Source organism: Rhodococcus sp. IC4_135, assembly GCF_011602025.1.
GTDB lineage: Bacteria > Actinomycetota > Actinomycetes > Mycobacteriales > Mycobacteriaceae > Rhodococcus_F > Rhodococcus_F baikonurensis.
The window spans coordinates 485,831-509,014 of record NZ_JAAOLG010000002.1; the positions used below are offsets into that span (position 1 = coordinate 485,831).

22 protein-coding genes and 1 pseudogene are annotated in these 23,184 nt (G+C 63.0%); 9 read left to right on the top strand and 14 right to left on the bottom strand.

The window, feature by feature from the left end; translation table 11 throughout:
• From G8767_RS07080 to G8767_RS07100, 5 genes are read right to left on the bottom strand one after another with little or no spacing between them, the layout of a single operon-like run.
• The gene (locus G8767_RS07080; RefSeq protein ID WP_124566337.1) at positions 1-1,158 is read right to left on the bottom strand and encodes a class I SAM-dependent methyltransferase; all 1,158 of its coding nucleotides are present in this window, start codon (positions 1,156-1,158) and stop codon (positions 1-3) included.
• Position 1,159: 1 nt separating this feature from the next.
• The gene (locus G8767_RS07085; protein WP_003944733.1) at positions 1,160-2,176 is read right to left on the bottom strand and encodes a class I SAM-dependent methyltransferase; all 1,017 of its coding nucleotides are present in this window, start codon (positions 2,174-2,176) and stop codon (positions 1,160-1,162) included.
• A gap of 53 nt (positions 2,177-2,229) precedes the next feature.
• Positions 2,230-3,009, bottom strand: a complete 780-nt coding sequence (locus G8767_RS07090; RefSeq protein WP_095969182.1) for an enoyl-CoA hydratase-related protein — start codon at positions 3,007-3,009, stop codon at positions 2,230-2,232.
• Between the two features lie 10 nt (positions 3,010-3,019).
• On the bottom strand, positions 3,020-3,838 hold the full coding sequence (locus tag G8767_RS07095; RefSeq protein ID WP_095969181.1) for an NUDIX domain-containing protein: 819 nt from the start codon (positions 3,836-3,838) through the stop codon (positions 3,020-3,022).
• A gap of 56 nt (positions 3,839-3,894) precedes the next feature.
• The gene (locus G8767_RS07100; RefSeq protein WP_003944728.1) at positions 3,895-4,716 is read right to left on the bottom strand and encodes an ABC transporter ATP-binding protein; all 822 of its coding nucleotides are present in this window, start codon (positions 4,714-4,716) and stop codon (positions 3,895-3,897) included.
• Between the two features lie 51 nt (positions 4,717-4,767).
• Here G8767_RS07100 and glgX point away from each other — a divergent pair.
• Positions 4,768-6,810, top strand: a pseudogene (glgX, locus tag G8767_RS07105) (glycogen debranching protein GlgX); the annotation flags it as partial.
• Here glgX and G8767_RS35710 read toward each other — a convergent pair.
• The 4 genes from G8767_RS35710 to ctaD form a co-directional block, all read right to left on the bottom strand.
• Entirely contained in the window at positions 6,723-7,517 is a 795-nt protein-coding gene (locus G8767_RS35710) for a membrane protein (RefSeq protein WP_240952001.1), read from the bottom strand. The pseudogene glgX and the gene G8767_RS35710 sit on opposite strands and share 88 nt — an antisense overlap.
• Before the next feature lie 38 nt (positions 7,518-7,555).
• A complete protein-coding gene (locus G8767_RS07115) occupies positions 7,556-8,302 on the bottom strand; it encodes a peptidyl-tRNA hydrolase (protein ID WP_166809808.1) in 747 nt (248 codons plus the stop codon).
• A gap of 53 nt (positions 8,303-8,355) precedes the next feature.
• Complete coding sequence (serB, locus tag G8767_RS07120) at positions 8,356-9,576, bottom strand: phosphoserine phosphatase SerB (RefSeq protein ID WP_020969288.1); 1,221 nt, start codon at positions 9,574-9,576, stop codon at positions 8,356-8,358.
• Positions 9,577-9,692: 116 nt separating this feature from the next.
• Positions 9,693-11,483, bottom strand: coding sequence for a cytochrome c oxidase subunit I (gene ctaD, locus G8767_RS07125; RefSeq protein ID WP_020907234.1), 1,791 nt, complete (start codon positions 11,481-11,483; stop codon positions 9,693-9,695).
• A 350-nt stretch (positions 11,484-11,833) separates the two neighbouring features.
• Here ctaD and G8767_RS07130 point away from each other — a divergent pair, with 350 nt between their 5' ends.
• The 3 genes from G8767_RS07130 to G8767_RS07140 all read left to right on the top strand — a co-directional run bounded on the left by G8767_RS07130 (position 11,834) and on the right by G8767_RS07140 (position 14,513).
• Positions 11,834-12,829 (top strand): iron-siderophore ABC transporter substrate-binding protein, encoded by a 996-nt coding sequence (locus tag G8767_RS07130; RefSeq protein ID WP_166809703.1) that lies wholly within the window; start codon positions 11,834-11,836, stop codon positions 12,827-12,829.
• 49 nt (positions 12,830-12,878) lie between these two features.
• Complete coding sequence (locus G8767_RS07135) at positions 12,879-13,973, top strand: iron-siderophore ABC transporter substrate-binding protein (RefSeq protein WP_166809704.1); 1,095 nt, start codon at positions 12,879-12,881, stop codon at positions 13,971-13,973.
• 66 nt (positions 13,974-14,039) lie between these two features.
• Positions 14,040-14,513 carry an NUDIX domain-containing protein gene (locus G8767_RS07140; RefSeq protein ID WP_166809705.1) on the top strand — a complete coding sequence of 158 codons (474 nt, stop codon included), beginning with the start codon at positions 14,040-14,042 and terminating at the stop codon, positions 14,511-14,513.
• Between the two features lie 81 nt (positions 14,514-14,594).
• Here the strand turns inward: G8767_RS07140 and nrdF are convergent, their stop codons facing one another.
• A complete protein-coding gene (nrdF, locus tag G8767_RS07145) occupies positions 14,595-15,560 on the bottom strand; it encodes a class 1b ribonucleoside-diphosphate reductase subunit beta (RefSeq protein WP_003944744.1) in 966 nt (321 codons plus the stop codon).
• 170 nt (positions 15,561-15,730) lie between these two features.
• On the opposite strand from nrdF, the gene G8767_RS07150 reads away from it, so the two are divergent.
• Positions 15,731-16,648 carry an SPFH domain-containing protein gene (locus G8767_RS07150; RefSeq protein WP_172436491.1) on the top strand — a complete coding sequence of 306 codons (918 nt, stop codon included), beginning with the start codon at positions 15,731-15,733 and terminating at the stop codon, positions 16,646-16,648.
• Positions 16,649-16,660: 12 nt separating this feature from the next.
• A complete protein-coding gene (locus tag G8767_RS07155) occupies positions 16,661-16,873 on the top strand; it encodes a hypothetical protein (protein WP_166809706.1) in 213 nt (70 codons plus the stop codon).
• An 82-nt stretch (positions 16,874-16,955) separates the two neighbouring features.
• Here G8767_RS07155 and nrdE read toward each other — a convergent pair whose 3' ends face one another.
• The 3 genes from nrdE to nrdH form a co-directional block, all read right to left on the bottom strand.
• Positions 16,956-19,037, bottom strand: coding sequence for a class 1b ribonucleoside-diphosphate reductase subunit alpha (gene nrdE, locus G8767_RS07160; protein WP_228118113.1), 2,082 nt, complete (start codon positions 19,035-19,037; stop codon positions 16,956-16,958).
• 59 nt (positions 19,038-19,096) lie between these two features.
• Positions 19,097-19,576 carry a class Ib ribonucleoside-diphosphate reductase assembly flavoprotein NrdI gene (gene nrdI, locus G8767_RS07165; protein WP_166809707.1) on the bottom strand — a complete coding sequence of 160 codons (480 nt, stop codon included), beginning with the start codon at positions 19,574-19,576 and terminating at the stop codon, positions 19,097-19,099.
• 82 nt (positions 19,577-19,658) lie between these two features.
• Positions 19,659-19,889 (bottom strand): glutaredoxin-like protein NrdH, encoded by a 231-nt coding sequence (gene nrdH / locus G8767_RS07170; protein ID WP_003944717.1) that lies wholly within the window; start codon positions 19,887-19,889, stop codon positions 19,659-19,661.
• Positions 19,890-20,180: 291 nt separating this feature from the next.
• Between nrdH and G8767_RS07175 the strand changes: the two genes are divergently transcribed.
• Positions 20,181-21,008 carry a siderophore-interacting protein gene (locus G8767_RS07175; protein ID WP_166809708.1) on the top strand — a complete coding sequence of 276 codons (828 nt, stop codon included), beginning with the start codon at positions 20,181-20,183 and terminating at the stop codon, positions 21,006-21,008.
• A 72-nt stretch (positions 21,009-21,080) separates the two neighbouring features.
• Here the strand turns inward: G8767_RS07175 and G8767_RS07180 are convergent, their stop codons facing one another.
• A complete protein-coding gene (locus G8767_RS07180; protein WP_166809709.1) occupies positions 21,081-21,647 on the bottom strand; it encodes an NAD(P)H-dependent oxidoreductase in 567 nt (188 codons plus the stop codon).
• 106 nt (positions 21,648-21,753) lie between these two features.
• On the opposite strand from G8767_RS07180, the gene G8767_RS07185 reads away from it, so the two are divergent.
• Positions 21,754-22,353, top strand: a complete 600-nt coding sequence (locus G8767_RS07185; protein WP_166809710.1) for a TetR/AcrR family transcriptional regulator — start codon at positions 21,754-21,756, stop codon at positions 22,351-22,353.
• A 35-nt stretch (positions 22,354-22,388) separates the two neighbouring features.
• Complete coding sequence (locus G8767_RS07190) at positions 22,389-23,168, top strand: META domain-containing protein (RefSeq protein ID WP_166809711.1); 780 nt, start codon at positions 22,389-22,391, stop codon at positions 23,166-23,168.
• Positions 23,169-23,184 lie beyond the last annotated feature (16 nt).

A 23,184-nucleotide genomic window follows, 5' to 3' on the forward strand; every position in this document is an offset into this window, starting at 1 on the left:
CTAGCGGGACGCCTCACAGATGAAGGCCGACGCCGATCGTCCGATCCGCACGATCACGACGCTCAGCGCAAGCGAGCCCTTGAGCTTGAGCCGTGGACGCAGCACTGCCGGATCGACGTCGACTCCTCGCACCAAAATTTCGGCCACACCGCAGTCCCTCTTGGACAGCGTCTGTTTGAGCAGTTTCTCCGAGTACTTGATCTGCTCGAGGATCCGGAATCCTCGAACTCCCTCAGGGACGCTGTCGCCGGTCAGATAGGCGATCCGCGGATCGAGCTGCCACAGGCCGTGTCTGGCCGCGTAGTGGCGCACCAGGCCTGCGCGCACTACCGCTCCGTCCGGGTCGATGATCCACTCCCCCGGAGCCTGCTCCGGAATAACGTCGTCCTCGGCGTCGGTGATCGCCCACCCGCTCCCGTCGGAGCGAAGCACCGAAGCTCGACGCGTGACGCCGGACTCGGCCAGTCCCGTCGACCACAGGCAAGCTTCCTTGACTCCGCCGTCGAGCGAGACGACCTCGACTTCGCCGGCCCAGCCGAGGTTGTCGAAATCGAGTCCGGGAGCGCACTTCACGGCGAGATCACGGCCGGAGTACGCCTCGATGAGGTCCGGTAACGGCGGCATCAGGGCTGCGGGATCGTGAGTGCGACGACCGCCCGATCGCCGCGCCGGGTCCGCCAGTACGACGGTCTCGCGTGTCGTCGGGCGGAGTGCGTCGGCACGCAACAACGCTGCACTCGGTACATTGCGCTGCGCCATCGCCAGCCGGACGGAATCGATGTCGCTGCCGATCACGCGATGCGCAACTCCGGTCAAGGCGTGCAGTTCGGCGCCGATCGAGCACGTCACGTCGTGGACGTCGCGCCCGATCAGACGCTGCGCGCGGTGCGCCGCCACGACGCCGGGAGTGGCCTGCTGCATCGCGTCGTCCGTGAACAGCCACTGATCACTGCCGGGCAGTTTCGCAGCGGCTTTGCGTCGAAGCAGGACAGTGTCCACGAGCGCAGGCATGTGATCACCGAAACGCGTACGCGCCCGGCCGATGTCGGCCAGACGCGTACGCGTGGACAGTTCGAGCTGATCCACCTCGGCCAAGGCAGCTACGCCGGAATCACTTCCGAGATAGTCGACGTCGCCGAGGGTGAAGTCATAACCCAATTCAGTTGCCGGGCTTCACGCCGGTGATCATGACGTTGTAGAAGAATCCGCGAGGAACGACGTGGCGGAGCACCTTCTCGTCGACCCAGCTGAGCGTCTTCCAGCCACCGAAAGCGAAACGCCCCCAGCCCCAACCGAGCTTCTCCGGCGGAACAGCCGCCTCGAAGGTACGGACCGGCCAGCCGAGCAGCGCCGCGGCGAATTCCTCGGTGGCAGCGTGGACCTGATCGGCGCCGGCGGACTTCGCCATGTTCTCGAGGTCCGTGGGGTCGAACGTGTGGATGTCGACGACAGCCTCGAGAGCTGCTGCTCGCGAAGACTCGTCGAGCTCCTCCTGCGGGCGACGCCAATCTGCCAGGAACGGCAGCTTGGTCACGCGTGTGGTTGCTTCCCACGTCGCGCGGCCGAGCCAGCGGGCGTAGAAGTTGCCGACAGTCGTGGGCTCACCGGCGAAGACGAAACGGCCGCCGGGCTTGAGAACACGGAGGACCTCGCGCAGCGACTTCTCCACGTCCGGGATGTGGTGCAGCACGGCGTGGCCGACCACCAGGTCGAAGGTGTTGTCCTCGTACGGAATGGTCTCGGCATCGGCAACACGGCCGTCGACCGGCAGGCCGAGGCTTTCGGCATTGCGCAGTGCGACCTTGACCATGCCGGGCGAGAGGTCGGTGACCGAACCGGTCTTCGCGACTCCACCCTGCATCAGGTTCAGGAGGAAGAATCCGGTGCCGCAACCCAGTTCGAGGGCGCGCTCGTACGGGAGCGGCTGGTCGCCCGCGACGGCGTCGAAACGACCACGTGCGTAGTCGATGCAGCGCTCGTCGTACGAGATGGACCACTTGTCGTCGTAGGTTTCGGCTTCCCAGTCATGGTAGAGCACCTGAGCGAGCTTGGTGTCCTTACGAGCGGCCTCGACCTCTTCGGCCGTGGCGTGCGGCCGCGGCGCGGGGTCGACTACCGAGGTGTCGGTAGCGGCGGGCGGCGTGACGGTTGCGTCGTCATTCGGGCTGGCTGTCATGGCGGCTATCCTACTCGCTGGTAAGAGATGAACAAGTTCTAGTTTAGGGGAGCCTACTCGCCCGTGAACTCGGCCTTGCCCGGACCGTTGGCGATGAACGACTCCATGCCGATCGTCTGATCCTTGGTCGCGAACAATCCGGCGAACAGATGCTGCTCGATCTTGAGGCCGGATTCCAGGTCGGTGTTCAGACCTTCGTCGATGGCTGCCTTGGCAGCAGCCAACGCGCGTGACGCTCCCCCGACAAACTGCGAGGCCCATGTCCGGGCCGCGGTGTAGACGTCGTCGGGAGCGACGACCTCGTCGACCAAACCGATGGCCAACGCCTCGTCGGCACCGACGAAACGGCCGCTGAAGACCAGATCCTTGGCCTTGGCCGGACCGATCAGCCGAGCGAGGCGCTGCGTTCCGCCGCCACCGGGAATGATTCCGAGCAGAATCTCCGGAACTCCGAGCTTGGCGTTGTCTCCGACGATCCGGCGATCGGCCGACAGTGCAACTTCGAGACCGCCACCGAGTGCGTATCCGGTGATCGCGGCGACGGTCGGCTTCGGGATGGACGCCACGGCGCCGAGTCCTGCCTGCATGCCGCCGATCGCGTCACGGATCTGGCCGTAGTCCATCTCGGCCATTTCCTTGACGTCGGCGCCGGCAGCAAAAACCTTCTCGCCGCCGTAGACGATGACTGCCTTGACTGCCTTGTCGACGGTCGCGGCGTGCGCAGCAGCAGCCAACTCGTCCTGGACCTGACGGTTCAGCGCGTTCATAGGCGGGCGCGCCAGACGGATGGTGCCGATGCCTTCGGAAACTTCGAGAGTCACAAATTCAGCCATGATCGAGAATCTACTTTGCCACCTTGATCGACCACGGATGCGGTCCGGCGGTGTAGTAACCGTCCTGGTTCGGGAATTCGACGCGCAGCGTTTCCTCGTCGGTGATCAGCGTCGGCAGGATGACGGGGATCTCCGGCTCGGCTGCGAGTATCTCCGCCACCGAGCTGAACTTGGCCAATTCGGTCAGCTGGCTCCACGTCGGCGGCAACAGGATGCTGCCACCCTCCCGCCAGTGCGCCAGCGCGTCCTGCGGGCTCTGCCAACGCACCTCGGCGGCCTCGGAGGTGACCCCGTCCGCGATCTGTCCGGTCGGTGACGCTGCGACGAAGAATCGGGTGTCGTAGCGGCGTGTCTCGCCCACCGGCGTGATCCAGTTCGCCCACGGCCGCAGCAGATCCGTTCGCAGGACCAAGTTCTCCTTCTTCAGGAAATCGCTGAACGACAGCTCGTGCTTTTCGAGAGCAACGCGGTCCTGTGCGTAGCCGGCCGTGTCCGCGACGACGGTGTCCGCGGTCGGTCCGGCGAGCAGGACGCCGCACTCCTCGAAAGTTTCCCGCACCGCAGCCAAGACGAGAGCCTTCGCCCGAGCCACATCCGTGCTGAATCGCTCGGCCCACCACTCGACGGAAGGGCCGGCCCACTCGACCTCGGCCGTCGCATCGGACTTGTCGACGCCGCCGCCGGGGAAGACCGTCATGCCCCCGGCGAACGCCATCCCCTGCACTCGTTGAAGCAGGAAGATCTCGATACCGGATTCGGCATCGCGCACCAAGATGACGGTCGACGCATCCTTGGGCTCGGGGACAGCGTTTGCATTCTCATTAGCCATGCTTCGCGAACCTACGCGATCTGTGATCTGGGCCGCATTTCAGGTCCCACTGACGCTCACGCGCGATGAGCTCCGGACGGCCTCGCACGTCGCGCGAAGTATCGGCCGTCCGCCTTGTCGAGGCTGATGGACTGGCTGAATGCCGCGCTCAGATTTTCGGCGGTGATCACGTCGTCCAGAAGACCCTGGGAGACGACCTCACCTTCCTTGAGAAGGAGTGCGTGCGTGAAGCCCGGCGGGATTTCCTCGACGTGATGGGTGATCAGAACGGTAGCCGGGGCGTCCGGATCGGCAGCCAGTTCTGCGAGTCTGGCCACGAGTTCCTCACGGCCACCGAGGTCGAGCCCAGCGGCGGGCTCGTCCAGAAGAAGAAGTTCGGGATCGGTCATCAGGGCTCGCGCGATGAGGACTCGCTTGCGCTCGCCTTCGGAAAGCGTCCCGTACGTCCGATCCGCCAGGTGCTCGGCGCCGAGGCTTTCGAGCATCTCCACAGCACGCGAGGTGTCCATGGATTCGTACTCCTCGCGCCACCGACCGAGGACGGCGTAGCCGGCCGACACGACGAGGTCGCTGACCTTCTCGTCGCCGGGCACCCGGTTCGCCAACGACGACGAGGACAGTCCGATTCGCGGGCGCAACTCGTTGACGTCGACCTTGCCGAGAACTTCACCGAGGAGGTGGGCAGAACCGCTGGTCGGGAAAGTTTCACCGGCTGCGATTCGCAGCAGCGACGTCTTGCCGGCACCGTTGGGTCCGAGCACCACCCATCGCTCGTCCAGCTCCACTTTCCAGGTGACGGGCCCCACGAGAGTGGACCCTCCCCGGCGGATGAGTACGTTGTCGAAATCGATGAGCAGATCTGGATCAGGTAGCGGCACCCGAACATCTTCCCGCACATTCTCCGGCCGTTCACGGCAGGATCATCTTGCGTGTCGCCTCTCATCGAAACTCCCGCCCCGACGCCCGGGTCTCCATTCCCACTCGGCGCCCACATCGTGGACTCCGGAACCCAGTTCGCGGTCCACGCACCAGCTGCGTCGAGCGTCCAGATCTGCCTGATCGACCAGGACGGAAACGAAGATCGCGTCGAACTCCGGCAACACACGTACGGAATCTGGCACGGGATCATCGCCGGGATCGGCGCGGGGCAGCGGTACGGAATTCGGGCGAGCGGCCCGTGGAATCCGCGTGCCGGACTGAGACTGAATCCACACAAGCTGCTCATCGATCCGTGGGCGCGCCGCATCGAAGGGGAACTCGGTGACCACCGCGCCCTCCTGTCGTACGCCGACGATCCTTTCGGCGACCCGTCGACGCTCGACTCGCTCGGCCACGTGCCGCTGTCCGTGGTGACTCCCGGCCTCGCTCCCGCCTCGGCCCGCCTCGAGACGCCGTGGGAGGAAAGCGTGATCTACGAACTGCATGTCGGCGCATACACCGCCGCTCATCCAGGAGTTCCCGCCGCCCACCGCGGAACGTACCTCGGCCTGACGGCACCGGCTGTGATCGATCACCTCGTCGCACTCGGCGTCACCGCCGTGGAACTGCTTCCCGTACAGGCGTTTCTGACCGAACACAGCGTCCGCGAGCGAGGGATGCGCAATCACTGGGGATACTCGACGGCGTCGTACTTCGCCCCACATCCCGGATACGCGGCGACTCCGGGCGGCGAAGTCACCGAGTTCCGGATCATGGTCGACGCACTCCACGCGGCAGGCATCGAGGTCATCCTCGACGTCGTCTACAACCACACCTGCGAGCAGAGCGTCGACGGAATCAGTGTCAGCTGGCGAGGTTTGGACGGCCCTGGCTACTACCTTCTCGACGGCAACGGCCGCGACATCGATCTGACCGGGTGCGGCAACACGGTCGACGCCTGCTCCCCCATCGCCGTCCGCATGATCACGGACAGCCTCCGTTACTGGGCCACCGAAATGGGTGTCGACGGCTTCCGATTCGATCTCGCGAGCGCGTTGGGTCGGCCGCGCGGCGGGGCCTTCGACCAGCGCGCGTCCATCCTGTCCGCCATCTCCTCCGATCCGGTCCTGACTCGGTGCAAGCTCATCGCCGAACCGTGGGATGCGACGGCCGACGGTTACCAGGTCGGAAACTTCGGACTCCAGTGGTCGGAATGGAACGACAAGTACCGCAGCACCATTCGCCAGTTCTGGAACGGCGGCTCCAGCGTTCGGAAGGTCGCGTCGCGCCTCGCCGGTTCCGAGGACATCTTTGCCGGCAGCGGCCGTCGCCCCTGGGCGTCGATCAACTTCGTCACGGCGCACGACGGGTTCACCGCCGCCGATCTCGTGGCATACAACCACAAGCACAACGAGGCCAACGGTGAAGACAATCGTGACGGCGCCGATCACAACGATTCGTTCAACCACGGAATCGAAGGCCCGAGCACCGATCCCGAGATTCAGGACGCCAGGGCACGTCACGTACGGGCGCTACTGGCCACACTCGTGCTGTCGACAGGCACACCGATGCTCACCGCCGGAGACGAGTTCGGCCACAGCCTGGGCGGAAACAACAACGCGTATTGTGTTCCCACACTTGCCTCCCCAACCGATTCGTGGGCACTGGACTGGGCGAGGGCCGATCAGTCGTTGGTGCAGTTCGTCTCCCGAGCGTTCGGGTTACGCCGAGCGGCACCGGCGTTGCGTCAGCCCGAATTCTTCGAAGGCAGAAGGAGACTGGAGCACCCGGACCTCGTCTGGTTCGACTCTGCCGGCGTCGAGTTCGACGACACCGCATGGTACGACGAGAGTCACCGAACGCTGCAGGCCTGGATCGACGGAGCCGACGTTCGGTCTCACACTCGGACCGGGCGCCCGCTCGGTGACGACAGTTGGCTCCTGATTCTGCATTCCGGCGGACCGGTTCAGGTCACGGTCGGCACTCCGGAATGGTTCGACGGCACCTTGACTGCATCGTTCGATTCGGCGTCACCGACCGGCGAACCTGCCTCCACGGCGGAAGTTCCCGTCGGCACCGAGATCTCGTTGACCGGACCCACGGTCTTGGCCTTACGTTCGGTGTCACGTCCGCCGGTAACCGCTGCTGTCATGGAATCCGGCAGCACCTTGATCAGGAATTGAATGGTCGGCCCGATCCCGAAGGCGTACAACACGGTTCCGACGCCAACGGTTCCACCGAGAAGCCATCCGGTAGCGAGGACCGCGATTTCGATGCTGGTACGCACGAGCCTGACCGACAAGCCGGTGCGCGCGACCAGTCCTGTCATCAACCCGTCGCGGGGACCCGGCCCCATGCCTGCGCCGATGTAGAGAACGCTGGCCAGACCATTGAGGAGGATGCCCGCGACCATGATCGCGGCACGAACTGGCATGGAATCGAAGACCGGCAAGAAGGCCAGTGAAGTATCCACCGAGATTGCAATGACAACGACATTCGCGACCGTGCCGAATCCTGGCCGCTGACGGATCGGAATCCAGAGCAGCAGTACCACCGCACCGGTAATGGCAGTGATCACACCGAAACTGAGCGAAACATGCTCGGCCACACCCTGATGAAACACATCCCAGGGGTCCAGTCCGAGGCCGGCAGTGATCATCATGGCCATCGAGAAGCCGTACAACCACAGACCGACGAACAGCGAGGCGAATCTCCGTATCAGCACTCGACCATCTTGAAGGCCACTGGACTGTTCATCCATAGCCAAGTTGCCGACACTGGACTGGTCGGGTGAGGTCTCTACGGAACAGCGATGACTGTCATGGAGCCTGGTGCCACTTCCGTGAACCCCGCATCGCGCACCGCGACGGCCTCCGACCTCTTCAATCGTCCTACTGCCTCGGCCCACTGTTTCGGACTTGCGTCGCGTACCGAGCAACGGAAGTCGTTCTGCGCCCATGCCCAGCACTGTTTCTCGGACATGGCCGCTGCCAACAACATCGAGGCATGCCCGACCTGTGCCGACGCCTTGCCTACCGTCATCTCGAGCGCCGAGTCGATCCACAGCACCGGAATGCCAGGCTCGGGCTCGCCAGGCTCGTCGTGCTCGAGGTCGGTGCCACCGATCTGCAACTTCTTGATTCGCGGGTCCAGTTCTCCGACCGGCCCGGGAACCAGAGCCCTCGCCTGGGCGCCATCCACGTCGACGGTGATTCCCGGCACCTCTTGCGCGGCGAGCCACTGGACTCCACGCGCTCGGCGAGACACTTTCCGGATCCGGGCACCCACCCACGCCGAATAGTCCTCGTGCCACGGGCCGGGCTCCCCGTCTTCGGTGAACCCGACGCGTTCGTCCAGACACAGCGCCACTGCCGCCGTTGCGGCAGCCTCGAGCAGTGCGGTGCGCTTGGGCGGATCTGCCTTCGGAATGTGGAGAACGATCGGCATGGCCAGCACCAGCGCCGGATCCGCGGGGTCGTCTCGCCCACCGTAGCCAGCAGTCAACACCGCGTGGCGCTCGCGCCAGCGAGAATCGGGGCCGGACATCACAGCTGGATCGGAACTGACTGCTGGATCGGAACTGACTGCTGGATCGGAACTCATGGAATCGGTACGCGTCGTACGCCACCGTCGACGGCGTCCGCAGCCTCGACCTCGTCGCGGGTCACACCGAGAATGAACAGCACAGCATCGAGGAAGGGATGCGACAAAGCCGCGTCCGCGACCTCCCGCAACGCAGGCTTGGCGTTGAACGCCACACCCAGGCCTGCGGCGTTGAGCATGTCGATGTCGTTGGCACCGTCACCGACAGCGACGGTCTGTTCCATCGGAACACCGACCTGATCGGCGAACTTGCGCAGCGCGACGGCCTTCGCAGCGCGGTCGACGATTTCACCGATCACACGTCCGGTCAGCTTGCCATCGACGATCTCGAGGGTGTTGGCGTGCACGAAGTCCAGTTCGAGTTCGTGTGCGAGGCCTTCGATGACCTGGCGGAAACCGCCGGACACCACGCCGCAGTGGAATCCGAGGCGGCGCAGGGTGCGAATCGTGGTGCGCGCTCCCGGCGTCAGTTCGATGCTCTCTGCCACCTCGTCGATGACGGAGGCGTCGAGTCCGGCGAGTGTCGCCACACGCTGGTGCAGTGATTCGGTGAAGTCGATCTCGCCGCGCATCGCAGCTTCGGTGACGGCGCGGACCTCGTCCTCGACTCCGGCCTTCGCGGCGAGCATCTCGATGACTTCGCCCTGAACGAGCGTCGAGTCCACGTCGAACACGATCAGACGCTTGGCACGGCGAGCGAGACCTGCGCGCTCGACTGCGATGTCGACGTTTTCGAGAGCGGCGACCTCGGCGAGTCCGGTACGCAGTTTCGCGTCGCCGTCGACAGTATCGGCAGCGCTGACGCTGAGTTCGAGGCCGGTGACCGGATAATCGGCGACACCACGGATGGAGTCGATGTTGGCGCCCTGCTTCGCGAGTTCGCGTGCTACCGAGCGCATGGCGCGAGCATTGACCGGGCTGCCGAGAACAACGACGGCGTGAGTGGACACTGCAGGTCGCCCGGGATCGGCACCGATTTCGATGTCGACGTTCATTCCGACCGTCGCCATCGCCTGTTCGAGCTCTTCCTGAAGAGCTTCGGGATCGTTCGGGCAGGCCACCATGACCCCGAGTGTCAGTCGACCTCGAATCACCACCTGCTCCACGTCGAGCAGACGCACATCGTGCCGCGACAGCGCCGCGAACAGTACCGAGGTGACGCCAGGGCGGTCCGGCCCGGTCACAGTCACCAGAACAGTGGTGTCAGAGGCACCCACCGAAAACTCCGATCGTTTCTTCGTTCGCGTCTTGATCGTCACTATTGTGCCAAGCGAAAGGCCCCACCCGTTACTCGGGCGGGGCCTTCGCTGATTACTTCAGTGTGTTACTTCGCTCAGGAGCGGCTGTCGGTGCCGGGGTCGCCTTCGTCCCCGACTGTCAGCGGCTCGTGACGAGCATCTTCGAGCACGGTGCTGGCGTTCTTCCCGCCGTGACCGGGGCCGACGTGCGCTTCTGCGCGCATCCGCTCCACCATGTGCGGGTAGTGCAGCTCGAACGCCGGACGCTCGCTACGGATGCGCGGCAACTCGGTGAAGTTGTGACGCGGCGGCGGGCAGGTGGTCGCCCACTCCAACGAGTTTCCGTAACCCCACGGATCGTCGACGGTGACCACTTCGCCGTAGCGGTAACTCTTGAAGACGTTCCAGATGAACGGCAGCGTCGAGGCACCGAGTACGAAGGCGAAGATCGTGGACACCGAGTTCAGAACCGTGAATCCGTCCGAGGGCAGGTAGTCGGCGTACCGACGCGGCATACCTTCGGCACCGAGCCAGTGCTGAACGAGGAACGTGCCGTGGAAACCGACGAACGTGGTCCAGAAGTGCCACTTGCCGAGGCGCTCGTCCATCATGCGACCGGTCATCTTCGGGAACCAGAAGTAGATACCGGCGTACGTGGCGAACACGACCGTACCGAAGACCACGTAGTGGAAGTGGGCGACGACGAAGTAGCTGTCGGTGACGTGGAAGTCGAGCGGCGGGCTCGCGAGGATGACACCCGACAGACCACCGAAGAGGAAGGTGATCAGGAAGCCGATCGAGAACAGCATCGGCGATTCGAAGGTCAATTGCCCCTTCCACATCGTTCCGATCCAGTTGAAGATCTTCACGCCTGTCGGCACGGCGATCAGGAACGTCATGAACGAGAAGTACGGCAGGAGGACAGCGCCGGTTGCGTACATGTGGTGAGCCCACACAGCGATCGAGAGAGCGGCAATGGCCAACGTTGCGTACACCAGACCGCTGTAGCCGAAGATCGGCTTACGGCTGAAGACCGGGAAGATCTCCGAAACGATGCCGAAGAACGGCAGCGCGATGATGTACACCTCGGGGTGACCGAAGAACCAGAACAGGTGCTGCCACAGGAGCACACCGCCCGTTGCCGGGTCGAAGATGTGTCCACCGAGATGGCGGTCGACGAACAGGCCCATGAATGCAGCGGTCAGCAGCGGGAACGCCAGCAGGATCAGGATGCTGGTGATGAAGATGTTCCAGGTGAAGATCGGCATGCGGAACATGGTCATACCGGGTGCGCGCAGGCAGATCACGGTGGTGACCATGTTGACGCCACCGAGGATGGTGCCGAGGCCGGCGACAGCCAGACCCAAGACCCACAGGTCGGCGCCGACGCCGGGGCTGTGCAGCGCGCTGGTCAGCGGCGTGTATGCCGTCCAACCGAAGTCTGCTGCGCCACCGGGCGTGACGAATCCGGCCGTCGTGATGATCGCGCCGAACAGGTACAGCCAGTAGCTGAACGCGTTCAGACGCGGGAAGGCGACGTCGGGTGCACCGATCTGGAGCGGAAGAATGTAGTTCGCGAAACCGAAGACGATCGGGGTCGCGTACAGCAGCAGCATGATCGTGCCGTGCATGGTGAACAGCTGATTGAACTGTTCGTTGGAAAGGAACTGCATACCGGGTACAGCAAGTTCGGCACGCATCATCAGTGCCATGAGGCCACCGATGAGGAAGAAGGCGATGGAAGTCGCCAAGTACATGATTCCGAGCACCTTGGGATCGGTGGTCGTGATCATCTTGAAAATGAATGAGCCCTTGGGTCCCTGCCGCGGCGGGTAAGGCCTGGCCGGCGCTATCGTGGGGACTGGCTGGGGCGCTACGGCAGTCACTGATCCTCCTGAATGTGCCTTTGGTCGCTCCGCAGACTCCGTCAAAGAGCCCTTGGTTGCGCCCGCAGGGTCCGTCGCCCGGGCTGCGGACAACGGCTTCTGGCTTGCGCTCATCGAATCGTAGACCGTGACTCCGAGGCACCGCGACCCGGTCCTACTCTGCGTCGTACTCGAGCATCCGTTTTTCACGGCACCGAACGAACGACCTGCGGTTTATGTTCCCTCGGGAGTCCGAAGCCACTTCCGAATCGGCGTGTCGTACCCGTCGAAGAATTCGGCCGGTGTCCGTTTTCGGCCAACTCCTCCACTGATAAGGTCACCCTCGCCTAACTCATCTCAGGAGTCAATCAGTGAAATTCTTTCCCCGCCGGGCCGCGCTGGTAGCGGTCGCAGCCTCGATCGCCTTGGTCGTTCCAGCCTGCTCGAGTAACGACGAGCCCGCTGCAGCCACCACCTCGACCGAGTCGGGCGCATTCCCCCGTACCGTCGAGCACTTCCGTGGAAGCACCGAAATCCCGGCCGCACCCCAGCGGATCGTCGCGCTCGACAACAGCTTCACCGACGCCGTCCTCCTCCTCGAATCCCCGCTCGTCGGCTACGTCGACTACCGCGAGCCCGGTCTGCCCGACTACCTCGGATCCTCCAGGGACGAATTCGCCGCGGACGCCGTCTCGGTCGGCACTGTCAGCAGCGCGAGCCTCGAGAAGATCGCCGCACTGCAACCGGACCTCATCATCTCCGCCGAGGTCCGCGACGGGAAGAACTACGACCAACTGTCCGCGATCGCGCCCACTGTCTTCACCCAGACGACCGGTCCGACGTGGAAGGACAACATCCGCCTGGTCGGTGAAGCGTTGGGCAAGGAATCGCTGGGCGAGGCGAAAATCGCCGAATACGAAACTCGAGCGACTGCAGTCGGCAAGGAAATCAACGAGAAGGCGAACAACCCGGTCATCTCGGTGGTCCGATTCGCCGGTGAACCGACGGCTCGCCTCTACCGCACCACTTCCTTCAGCGGCATCGTCCTTCAGGACGCCGGATTGAAGCGCCCGGACAACCAGGGGCCCGACCCCGCCGATGCCGGCAACATCATGATGAAGATCAGCCCCGAGCTGATCAACGAAGCCGACGCGGACGTCATCTTCATCAGCACCTGGCAGGACGCCGAGGGCAAGAGCGCCGAAGCTGCGAAGCCGTTCCTCGAGAGCCCGCTGTGGCAGACCCTTCGAGGACGCAAGGTCGACGTGGACGATTCACGGTGGATGTCGCCGGTCAGCATCCAGGGCGCCCACATGATCCTCGACGACCTCTCGGACACGTTCGAGGTGGACAAGCAGAACAGCTGAGTCGAACGGCTAACCTGAACGGCGCCCGCTCACACAGGAAGCCGTCGACTTGTCTGTTCTCTCACGCACGTCTGTTCTCTCACGCACGATCGCCCGCACGTCCGTTCGTCGTGTCTCGATCCTGGGGATCGCCGCCACGATGCTCGTCCTCGGCGGTTGCTCGTCCGACTCGTCGGACGATCCCGCGAGCACCATCGTCCGGACCACTACGTCGATCGCCGGTGCCGGCGTGATGGGCATCGAACGCGACACCGCCACCGCGTGCCCGACGCCGACGCAGGCCGACCCGGGTGCCGGCCCTGAGGTGAAGCGTCGAGTCGTACACACTGCGGGCGAAACCGAGGTTCCTTCCGATCCCCAACGGATCGTGGTCCTCGACAGCGTCTCGATGGACGCCGTGTGCGCCCTCGGTCTGTGGGAGCGGGTAGTCGGCGCCGCGACCGGCGTCGACTCGCCTCAACCGTCGTACCTCGGTTTCGGTATATCGGAGATTCCGAGCGTCGGCCCCGTGAGCGCACCCGACGTCAACGCCGTGAAGGCCGCCGCGCCGGACTTGATCCTCGGGTCCAGTCCGGCGTCCGACGGTGTGTACGGGCAACTCGACGCCATCGCCCCAACCGTGTTCGCCGGTTCCGATCCCGTGTTCTGGAAAGCGCAGTTCGCGCTCGCCGGCCAGGCGCTGGGCCGTTCGTCCGCAGCTGCGACGGAGCTCGACCGCTACCAGCAGGACGTCGTGCAGCTTGGCGACGCATTGAATGCATCGCAGACGCAGGCTTCAGTGGTTCGGTTCGGTTCGAAGGACCTGCAGATCGAGGGACCCGCATCCTTCGCCGGACAGATCCTCAGCGACGTCGGCGTCCGGCGCCCACCGGCGCAGCGATTGACAGATGCGACCACAGCACCGATTCCGGCCGACGATCTCAGCGCCGCCGAAGGTGACTTGATCTACGTACTCTTCGACGGGCCGAACGGTCGGACCTACGGCACCGAGATCATGAAGAGCGACCAGTGGCAGGACCTCGCCGCTGCCACCGACCGGCGTGTGTTCGTCGCTGAAGACGACATCTGGAACGGAAACGGGATGACTGCCGCCCGGGCCGTACTGGCGGACTTGAAGGGAACCTTGAACGGATATGCAAGCTGACCGGAACGAACGACTACTCCCACCTTCGAGGCGGCTCGCCGCAACTGTGATGTTCGGGTTCTGATCATGCCGATTCCCGAATTCATTGTCGCACTGCGCGAGAAGGTCGGTCATGCGCCGCTCTGGCTGTCCGGAGTGAGCGTCGTGATCCGCGACGACAACGGCCGGATCCTGCTCACCCGCCGCGCCGACAACGGTCAGTGGGCCGTTGTGTCCGGCGTTCTCGAGCCTGGCGAGGAACCGTCGTCGGCGGCGGTGCGCGAGGCGAAGGAAGAAACCGGCGTCGACGCCGAATTGATTCGGATCACGAGTGTCGATGTCACAGAGCCCATTACGTACCCCAACGGTGATGTGACTCAGTACCTCGACGTGTGCTTCCTGGCCAGGTGGACCGGCGGAGATGCACACGTGGCGGACGACGAAAACCTCGAGGTCGCGTGGTTCGCGCCGAGCGAACTGCCGTCGGACATGACGGAAACCTCGCGTCTGCGCCTCGCAAAAGCGTTGCTGGACAAGCCGGAAGCGTGGTTTCAGCGCTAGTCCACTCCCCCGTACATGACCGAAGCCCGATTCCCGCGTGTGCAGGAGTCGGGCTTCGGCATGTAAAGGCGGGTCGTCGCTCTAGAAATCCCAGTCGTCGTCTTCGGTGTTGACGGCCTTGCCGATGACGTAGGAGCTACCCGAGCCGGAGAAGAAGTCGTGATTCTCGTCCGCATTCGGCGAAAGTGCCGACAGGATAGCCGGATTGACGTCCGTCTCGTCCTTCGGGAAGAGGCCTTCGTAACCGAGGTTGTTGAGCGCCTTGTTGGCGTTGTAGCGCAGGAACTTCTTGACATCCTCGGTCAGGCCGACGCCGTCGTAGAGGTCCTGGGTGTAGTCGACCTCGTTCTCGTAGAGCTCGAAGAGCAACTCGAACGTGTAGTTCTTGAGCTCTTCACGCTCGGCCTCGGTGAGCTGTTCGAGGCCCTTCTGGTACTTGTAGCCGATGTAGTAACCGTGCACGGCCTCGTCGCGGATGATCAGGCGGATGAGGTCTGCGGTGTTGGTGAGCTTGGCGCGTGATGACCAGTACATCGGCAGGTAGAAGCCGGAGTAGAAGAGGAAGCTCTCGAGGAGCGTCGAGGCGACCTTGCGCTTGAGCGGCGACTCGCCGTTGTAGTAGTCGAGAACGATCTGCGCTTTGCGTTGCAGGTTCGGGTTCTCCTCCGACCAGCGGAACGCGTCGTCGATGTCGGGGGTGGAGCACAGCGTCGAGAAGATCGAGCTGTAGCTCTTGGCGTGCACCGATTCCATGAAGGCGATGTTGGTGTAGACCGCTTCTTCGTGGGGGGTGATCGCGTCCGGGATGAGGCTGACAGCGCCGACGGTTCCCTGAATGGTGTCGAGCAACGTCAGGCCCGTGAAGACGCGCATGGTGAGCTGCTGCTCCTGCGCGGTCAGCGTTCCCCAGGACGGGATGTCGTTGGAGACCGGCACCTTTTCGGGCAGCCAGAAGTTGCTGACGAGGCGATCCCACACCTCGGCGTCCTTCTCGTCCTGGACGCGATTCCAGTTGATGGCGGAAACGCGACTGACCAGCTTGACCATAATTCCTACCTAGCGAGAGAGATACTGCCGAATGTTGGCTTGCCTGAACACTACCCGTTGTGTCGGGTCCGCGATGCCAACACAACAACATGTGTCGCATGCGCCCCTCCACGAGTACAAAAAATGTGATATCAATTAAATATCACTTACCGATGGAAAGCGAGTCTCGCATGACCAGCACACCCACCGTGGCCGAGAAACCGACCGGTGTCGCCACCACAACGATCGCCGAACGCCCAGGCTGGGACCTGTCCGGCAGCTGGATGCTCCTCGGCGGCGTACTTCTCTTCCTGGCCGGAATCGCACTGTCCGTCGTTGGCGGAGTTCTGGGACTCTTCGCCCTGATTCCGGTCGGAGTGGTGCTGTTCATCGCGTCACTCCCGCTACTGATGGGTCTGACCTTGGTGCAACCGAATCAAGCCCGAGTTCTGCAACTCCTGGGAAGCTCGTACAGCGGCACCCTGCGCACGCCGGGACTGCGGTGGACAAATCCGCTGACTGTCCGTCGATCGATCTCGACGCGTATCCGAAACCACGAGACCGGTCAGGCGAAGGTGAACGACGCCGACGGCAATCCCATCGAGATCTCGGCGGTGGTCGTCTGGCAGGTGGCCGACACAGCGCTCGCCTCGTTCCAGGTGGACGACTACGAGGAGTTCGTCTCCGTACAGACCGAGGCGGCCGTCCGCCATATCGCCGGCAGCTATCCGTACGACGCCGAAGGCCGAGTCTCGTTGCGCGAGAACGCCGATATCATCACGACCACCTTGTCGGAGGAGGTTCACGCCCGCGTACGAGCGGCGGGTGTCGAAGTGATCGAGACGCGCATCAACCGGCTCTCGTATGCACCGGAGATCGCCAGCGCAATGCTTCGGCGCCAGCAGGCGGGCGCTGTCATCGCCGCCCGTCAGCAGATCGTCGAAGGTGCGGTGTCCATGGTCGACATGGCACTCAAGCAGCTCGAGGAAAAGCACGTCGTCGAACTCGACGAGGAACGCAAGGCGACGATGATCAGTAACCTTCTGGTCGTGCTGTGCGGCGACCGCGACGCACAACCGGTGCTGAACACCGGTTCGCTCTACCAGTAAAGGAAAGGCCACATGGCCACGGATCCAGCTCCGCGATCCGAGCGTAAGAAGATCCTTCTTCGGTTGGACCCAGCGGTGCACTACGCGCTTGCCCGCTGGGCCGCCGACGATCTCCGAAGTACCAACGCCCAGATCGAGTTTCTCCTTCGGCGCGCACTCACCGAGCACGGTCGAATGCCGAAGAATGCCGGCAAGATGCACGGTCCAGGCCGCCCGCCGGCTTGACGAGCAAGCCTGAAAAGCAAGCTGCCCCCGTGAGCCTTTCGGTAGCAGTCACTACCGAAAAGGTCCACGGGGGCGAAGCCATTTACAACATGCAGGAAACGCAGCCCTCGACCTCGGTGCCTTCGAGTGCCATCTGACGCAGACGGATGTAGTACAGCGTCTTGATTCCCTTGCGCCACGCGTAGATCTGCGCCTTGTTGATGTCGCGCGTGGTGGCGGTGTCCTTGAAGAACAGTGTCAGCGACAGGCCCTGGTCGACGTGTTGCGTTGCGGCAGCATAGGTGTCGACGATCTTCTCGTACCCGATTTCGTAGGCATCCTGGTAGTACTCCAGGTTGTCGTTGGTCAGGTAGGGCGCCGGGTAGTAGACGCGACCGATCTTGCCTTCCTTGCGGATCTCGATCTTCGACGCCACCGGGTGGATGGAGCTGGTGGAGTAGTTGATGTACGAGATCGAGCCGGTCGGCGGGACGGCCTGAAGGTTCTGGTTGTAGATACCGTGCTTCTGAACCGAAGCCTTCAGCTCACGCCAATCGTCCTGGGTGGGGATGTGCAGCTTCGCATCGGCGAAGAGTCCGCGAACCTTGTCGGTTGCAGGCTCCCAGACCTGGTCGGTGTACTTGTCGAAGAATTCACCCGAGGCGTACTTCGACTCCGGGAAACCCTTGAAGTACGAGCCGCGCTCGATGGCGATCTTGTTCGATGCACGCAGTGCGTGGAACAGCACGGTGTAGAAGTAGATGTTCGTGAAGTCGATGCCTTCTTCGCTGCCGTAGAAGATCCGCTCACGAGCGAGGTATCCGTGCAGGTTCATCTGACCGAGGCCGATGGCGTGAGAGTCGTTGTTGCCCTGCTCGATCGACGGCACCGAGTAGATGTGTGTCTGGTCGGACACTGCCGTCAATCCGCGGATCGACACTTCGATGGTCTTGGCGAAGTCGGGCGAGTCCATGGTCTTCGCAATGTTCAGCGAACCCAGGTTGCAGGAGATGTCCTTGCCGACCTTCGAGTAGGACAGGTCGTCGTTGAACAGTGAAGGCGTCGAAACCTGCAGGATCTCCGAGCACAGGTTCGAGTGCGTGATCTTGCCTTCGATCGGGTTTGCCCGGTTCACCGTGTCCTCGAACATGATGTAGGGGTAGCCCGATTCGAACTGCAATTCGGCGACGGTCTGAAAGAACTCGCGAGCCTTGATCTTGGACTTGCGAATTCGCTTGTCGTCGACCATCTCGTAGTACTTCTCGGAGACGTTGATGTCGGAGAACGGAACTCCGTAGATGCGCTCGACGTCGTACGGCGAGAACAGGTACATGTCCTCGTTCTTCTTCGCGAGCTCGAACGTGATGTCCGGGATCACGACGCCGAGAGAGAGCGTCTTGATGCGGATCTTCTCGTCGGCGTTCTCACGCTTGGTGTCGAGGAAGCGGTAGATGTCGGGGTGGTGCGCATGCAGGTACACGGCGCCGGCGCCCTGACGCGCACCCAACTGGTTGGCGTAGGAGAACGAGTCCTCGAGAAGCTTCATGATCGGGATGACACCCGAGCTCTGGTTCTCGATCTTCTTGATCGGGGCGCCGTGCTCACGAACGTTGGTGAGCAGCAAGGCAACACCGCCACCGCGCTTGGACAGCTGCAGTGCCGAGTTGATGGAGCGACCGATGGACTCCATGTTGTCTTCGATACGAAGCAGGAAGCAGGACACGGGCTCGCCGCGCTGCTTCTTGCCCGAGTTCAGGAACGTCGGGGTGGCGGGCTGGAAGCGTCCGGCGATGATCTCGTCGACGAGTTCGACGGCCAGGTCTTCGTTGCCTGCGGCCAGGGTGAGCGCAACCATGCAGACACGATCTTCGAAACGCTCGAGGTAGCGCTTACCGTCGAAGGTCTTGAGCGTGTAGGAGGTGTAGTACTTGAATGCACCCAGGAACGTCGGGAAGCGGAACTTCTTGGCGTACGCGTGATCTATCAGGAACTTCACGAAAGTACGTGAGTACTGATCGAGAACCTCGGGCTCGTAGTAGTTTTCCTCGACGAGGTAGTCCAGCTTCTCGTCCAGATTGTGGAAGAACACGGTGTTCTGGTTGACGTGCTGCAAGAAGTACTGACGGGCTGCAGCGACATCCATCTCGAACTGGATCTCACCGTTGGCGCCGTACAGGTTGAGCATGGCATTGAGTGCGTGGTAGTCGAGACCGTTGGTGGAATCGCCGCCGCGTGCATCACGCTCTACGCTTCCTGCCGCGATCGTGTCAGTGATGGTTGGCGCCACTGCCCGTGCTCCTTCTCTGTTTCGAGATGATTCCAGAACTCCCCCAAGCCTTCTCGTACTCGGTCGACGTCTTCGGCAGTGCCCATGAGTTCGAACCGGTACAGAAAAGGAACGTGGCATTTCTGGGAAATGATGTTTCCTGCATAGCAAAAGGACTCACCGAAATTGGTGTTTCCCGCCGCGATCACTGCTCTGATCAACGACCTGTTGTGTGGATTGTTCAAAAAACGAATGACCGGCTTCGGCACACAACTGGTGTCGCGCCCTGTCACGGTGACGCCGCCACCATAGGTGGGCAGAATCAGCACATAGGGCTCGTCTACGCGAAATGAGCCGTCACGGTCATGGATGGGTATACGTGTCGCAGGCAGGCCGAGACGTTGAACGAATCGGTGGGTATTCTCCGACACGCTGGAAAAATAGACCAGCGAAGTCATCGGTTGTCACCATTTTCTTGTACGGTGCCCGGAACTACTCAGATGTGTCGGCGGAGGTCTCCACCGCCGACACTGCGGCGCTTCAAGCAGCGACGGTCAGGGTCTTGATGCGATCGGGACGGAAGCCCGACCAGTGATCTTCACCGGCAACCACGATGGGTGCCTGGAGGTACCCGAGAGCCATGACGTAGTCGCGGGCTTCGGCATCCTCGGTGATGTCGATGACGTTGTATTCGAGACCGGCCTTGTCGAGGGCGCGGTAGGTGGCATTGCACTGAACGCAAGCGGGCTTGGTGTAGACGGTGATGCTCATGAGAGTCCCTCTTTCGCTTAGCCAACAAAGGCCGATGTAGTGATGTTCAGCACCGATTCGACCGATTGCCGGAGTCTCGCTCGAGGCGTTCCGCGTTGTGGTCTCTCAGTGCTCAAGACACTACACCTAGTGGCCGACAGAAACACATAACGCGAGATGTTGTGAGTCACATCGTTGAAATTCCCAGGTCGCCCCTGTTCAGCGCACCCAACTTCCGGCGCGTCGGCGTGTCGCGCGTCACATTTCGGTCGCGGGCTCGACAGCATCTGAAAACCACTTCTCGGACCTACCATGAGCGTCGTGGAAACACCTCCGAAGGACGAAGCTCCGCGCCACCAGGCAACCGTGACGAGAACGCAGCAGGTGACACCACTGATGCGCAGAATCACCTTCGGCGGTGCGGGCCTGAGCGACTTCGAGACGAGCGGGAGCCCCGACGAACGGGTGCTCGTCAGATTCCCCCTCGATCCCCCTCACGCCCGTAGTTACACGGTCCGGCGCTGGCAGCCCTCGAAGAACGAACTGGAGATCGACTTCGTTCTCCACGGCCACGGCGGAGCTGCGCTCTGGGCCGAGAATGCGCAACCGGGCGAGACCGTCCATCTCTCGACTGCGAGCGGGTGGTTCAAGCCGCCGGCAGAGTACGACTGGCTGCTACTCGTCGCCGATCACGCCGCCCTGCCTGCGATCGGGCGGATCTTGGAAGAATCACCCGACGGTCTACCGATCCACGTCATTGCACAAGTGCCCGCGCCGAGCGAACAACAGACGTTCGCGACACGCGCCGACGCTCACTACCGATGGATCGCGGAAGCAGACTCACTGCTCGCCGAATTGGCCGGCGTTCGCATGCCTCCCGGCGAGGGCTACATCTGGTGCGCAGTCGAGGCCGCGACCGCCAGACGCATCCGCGCCCATCTGCGTCGAACATGGGAAATCCCGGCAACCCGCATGCACGTGATGGGTTACTGGCGGGAGGACAAGGAGAACTGGGAGCGTCGGTACGCAGTCGTCGCCGACCGTATCGATGCCGCGATGGGCGAAGCGATGTTGGCCGGCAAGGATTTCGAGTCGGTTCGCGACGCCGTCGACGACGCGATGGAACGCGAAGGGCTCTAGCGGACGTATGGCCCTCGCTCGCATACGAGTGAGGGCCATACCTTCCGGCATGGCCCTCACTCGAGAAACGGTTTACGCGTTGACGAGCTGCTTGCTGGCGTCGACGAGGTCGGAGACGACCTTGGAGACCTGAGCGAGCACCTCTGCGTTCTCACGCGGGTGCAGCTCACCGAACAGTGCGCCGGTTCCACCGATGCTCAGTGCGGTGTCCTCGACGACCTTGCCGCCGGCGATGCGGACTGCCTTGGTGGTGTCTTCGTGAGCCCACTTGGCGCCGTTGCCGCTGGGCGAAGCGCTGATGACTGCGACAGCCTTGTCCTTGACTGCACCGACACCGTACGGACGCGAGATCCAGTCGATGGCGTTCTTCAGAACTGCGGGGATGGTGCCGTTGTACTCGGGGGTGACGAGCAGGAACGCGTCAGCGTCGCTCGCAGCGGAGCGCAATGCGTCGACAGCGGGAATGGAAGCACCCTCGACGTCGATGTCTTCGTTGTAGAAGGGGACGTCGGCGAGGCCTTCGAAGACCGTCAGCGTGGCACCCTCGGGTGCGGCGGACACAGCCGTCTCGGCAAGCTGGCGATTGACGGATCCGGCGCGCAAGCTGCCGACGAGAACGAGAACATTGGTCTGTGACATAACGAGATTCCTTCGAGAGTGGTGCGGTTGGTGGCTCCGGTTGAAAGTTATATCAACTAAACGGACCGCGGTCCACTTACATTCCCCGGCCCTGTAACCTGATCCCGTGAGCGCAATCCCCCTCCCCCAGATCGGCGCCGCGCCGGTCGAGCGCGGCGACGCAGCACGTAACCGCGTACTTCTGCTCGACGCAGCAGCACTCCTCGTCGCCGAACGAGGTGTCGACGCGGTCACCATGGATGCCGTCGCTTGCCGAGCCGGTGTGGGCAAGGGCACAGTTTTTCGACGCTTCGGCAATCGATCGGGACTGATGCAGGCACTGCTCGATCACACCGAGCGAGAACTGCAGCAGGCATTCATGTTCGGTCCCCCACCACTGGGCCCAGGCGCACCGCCGATCGAGCGCCTCATCGCGTTCGGACGAGCCCGCATCGCCATGGTGGAAGTACAAGGCGAAGTCCTCCGTGCTGCGGAGAACGCTCCCGAATACCGTTTCGGCGGTCCGGCCCGGGCGCTCGGCATCGCTCACGTCATCGGACTTCTTCAAGGAGCCGGCGTCGAGGGCGACCTCGATCTGCTCGCGTCAGCACTGTTGGCGCCGCTCGAAGCATCTCTCGTCCTTCATCAGGTCCGCGATCTCGGGATGACCACCGAGCGCCTTGCCGCCGGCTGGGAAGACCTTGCCCGACGCGTTACTCGATGTTGACTCCCCAGATCCGTCCCACCACTTAATGTGAGCCCATGCGCATCGCTGCTGCCGTCATCGGCCTCCTGACCATCGCCGCGGTAAGCGGTTGCTCCGCTTCGTCCGACTCCCCCGAGGACAAGACGGACCCCTCCGGCCGCGTCTTCATCTCGACCTCCGTCGACGGAACACAAATTCCCGGCGGCGGCCCGCTGACTCTCGATTTCAGCCAAGCGGGTCGAGTGTCCGCGAGCGCCGGATGCAACACGGCAAACGGCTCGATCGAGTTCACCGACGGCAAGCTGACCACCGGCACCATGGCATCGACCATGATGGGCTGCCCTCCCGGCATCGCCGAATCCGACACCTGGACAACAACATTGCTGACCTCCGCGCCGACGTGGAGCCTCGACGGCGACACCCTCACCCTGACATCGGACGACGCCACAGTGACTCTGCAGGACAAGAAGATCGTCACGCCGGATCGACCTCTGCAGGGCACGACGTGGACCGTCACGTCACTCATCAGTCCCGATGCGATCAGTACGAGCCTCGCTCTGGAGACGTCAGCTCCCGAACTCACGATTGCCGCAGACGGTTCGGTCAGCGGAACCACCGGATGCAATCGCATGACCGGAAGCGCCCAGGTATCCGACACCACAGTCACGTTCACGCCGATGGCAACCACGCGTATGGCTTGCCCCGAGGAAAACATGGACATCGAGCGCCGGATCCTGGCAGTACTCGACGGTGAAGTGAGCTACACCGTCGACGCCGACACGCTGACCCTGCGCAAGCCCGACAACACCGGATTGATACTGACTGCGCAGGCTTGATCGGACGCTGCAGGTT

Excerpts from the sequence above, each read along its gene's own strand:
- G8767_RS07085 (WP_003944733.1), bottom strand. The coding sequence starts at position 2,176 with ATGACAGCCAGCCCGAATGACGACGCAACCGTCACGCCGCCCGCCGCT.
- G8767_RS07090 (WP_095969182.1), bottom strand. The coding sequence starts at position 3,009 with ATGGCTGAATTTGTGACTCTCGAAGTTTCCGAAGGCATCGGCACCATC.
- G8767_RS07095 (WP_095969181.1), bottom strand. The coding sequence starts at position 3,838 with ATGGCTAATGAGAATGCAAACGCTGTCCCCGAGCCCAAGGATGCGTCG.
- G8767_RS35710 (WP_240952001.1), bottom strand. The coding sequence starts at position 7,517 with ATGGATGAACAGTCCAGTGGCCTTCAAGATGGTCGAGTGCTGATACGG.
- G8767_RS07115 (WP_166809808.1), bottom strand. The coding sequence starts at position 8,302 with ATGTCCGGCCCCGATTCTCGCTGGCGCGAGCGCCACGCGGTGTTGACT.
- G8767_RS07140 (WP_166809705.1), top strand. The coding sequence starts at position 14,040 with ATGCCGATTCCCGAATTCATTGTCGCACTGCGCGAGAAGGTCGGTCAT.
- nrdF (WP_003944744.1), bottom strand. The coding sequence starts at position 15,560 with ATGGTCAAGCTGGTCAGTCGCGTTTCCGCCATCAACTGGAATCGCGTC.
- G8767_RS07150 (WP_172436491.1), top strand. The coding sequence starts at position 15,731 with ATGACCAGCACACCCACCGTGGCCGAGAAACCGACCGGTGTCGCCACC.
- G8767_RS07155 (WP_166809706.1), top strand. The coding sequence starts at position 16,661 with ATGGCCACGGATCCAGCTCCGCGATCCGAGCGTAAGAAGATCCTTCTT.
- nrdE (WP_228118113.1), bottom strand. The coding sequence starts at position 19,037 with ATGCTCAACCTGTACGGCGCCAACGGTGAGATCCAGTTCGAGATGGAT.
- nrdI (WP_166809707.1), bottom strand. The coding sequence starts at position 19,576 with ATGACTTCGCTGGTCTATTTTTCCAGCGTGTCGGAGAATACCCACCGA.
- nrdH (WP_003944717.1), bottom strand. The coding sequence starts at position 19,889 with ATGAGCATCACCGTCTACACCAAGCCCGCTTGCGTTCAGTGCAATGCC.
- G8767_RS07175 (WP_166809708.1), top strand. The coding sequence starts at position 20,181 with ATGAGCGTCGTGGAAACACCTCCGAAGGACGAAGCTCCGCGCCACCAG.
- G8767_RS07180 (WP_166809709.1), bottom strand. The coding sequence starts at position 21,647 with ATGTCACAGACCAATGTTCTCGTTCTCGTCGGCAGCTTGCGCGCCGGA.
- G8767_RS07190 (WP_166809711.1), top strand. The coding sequence starts at position 22,389 with ATGCGCATCGCTGCTGCCGTCATCGGCCTCCTGACCATCGCCGCGGTA.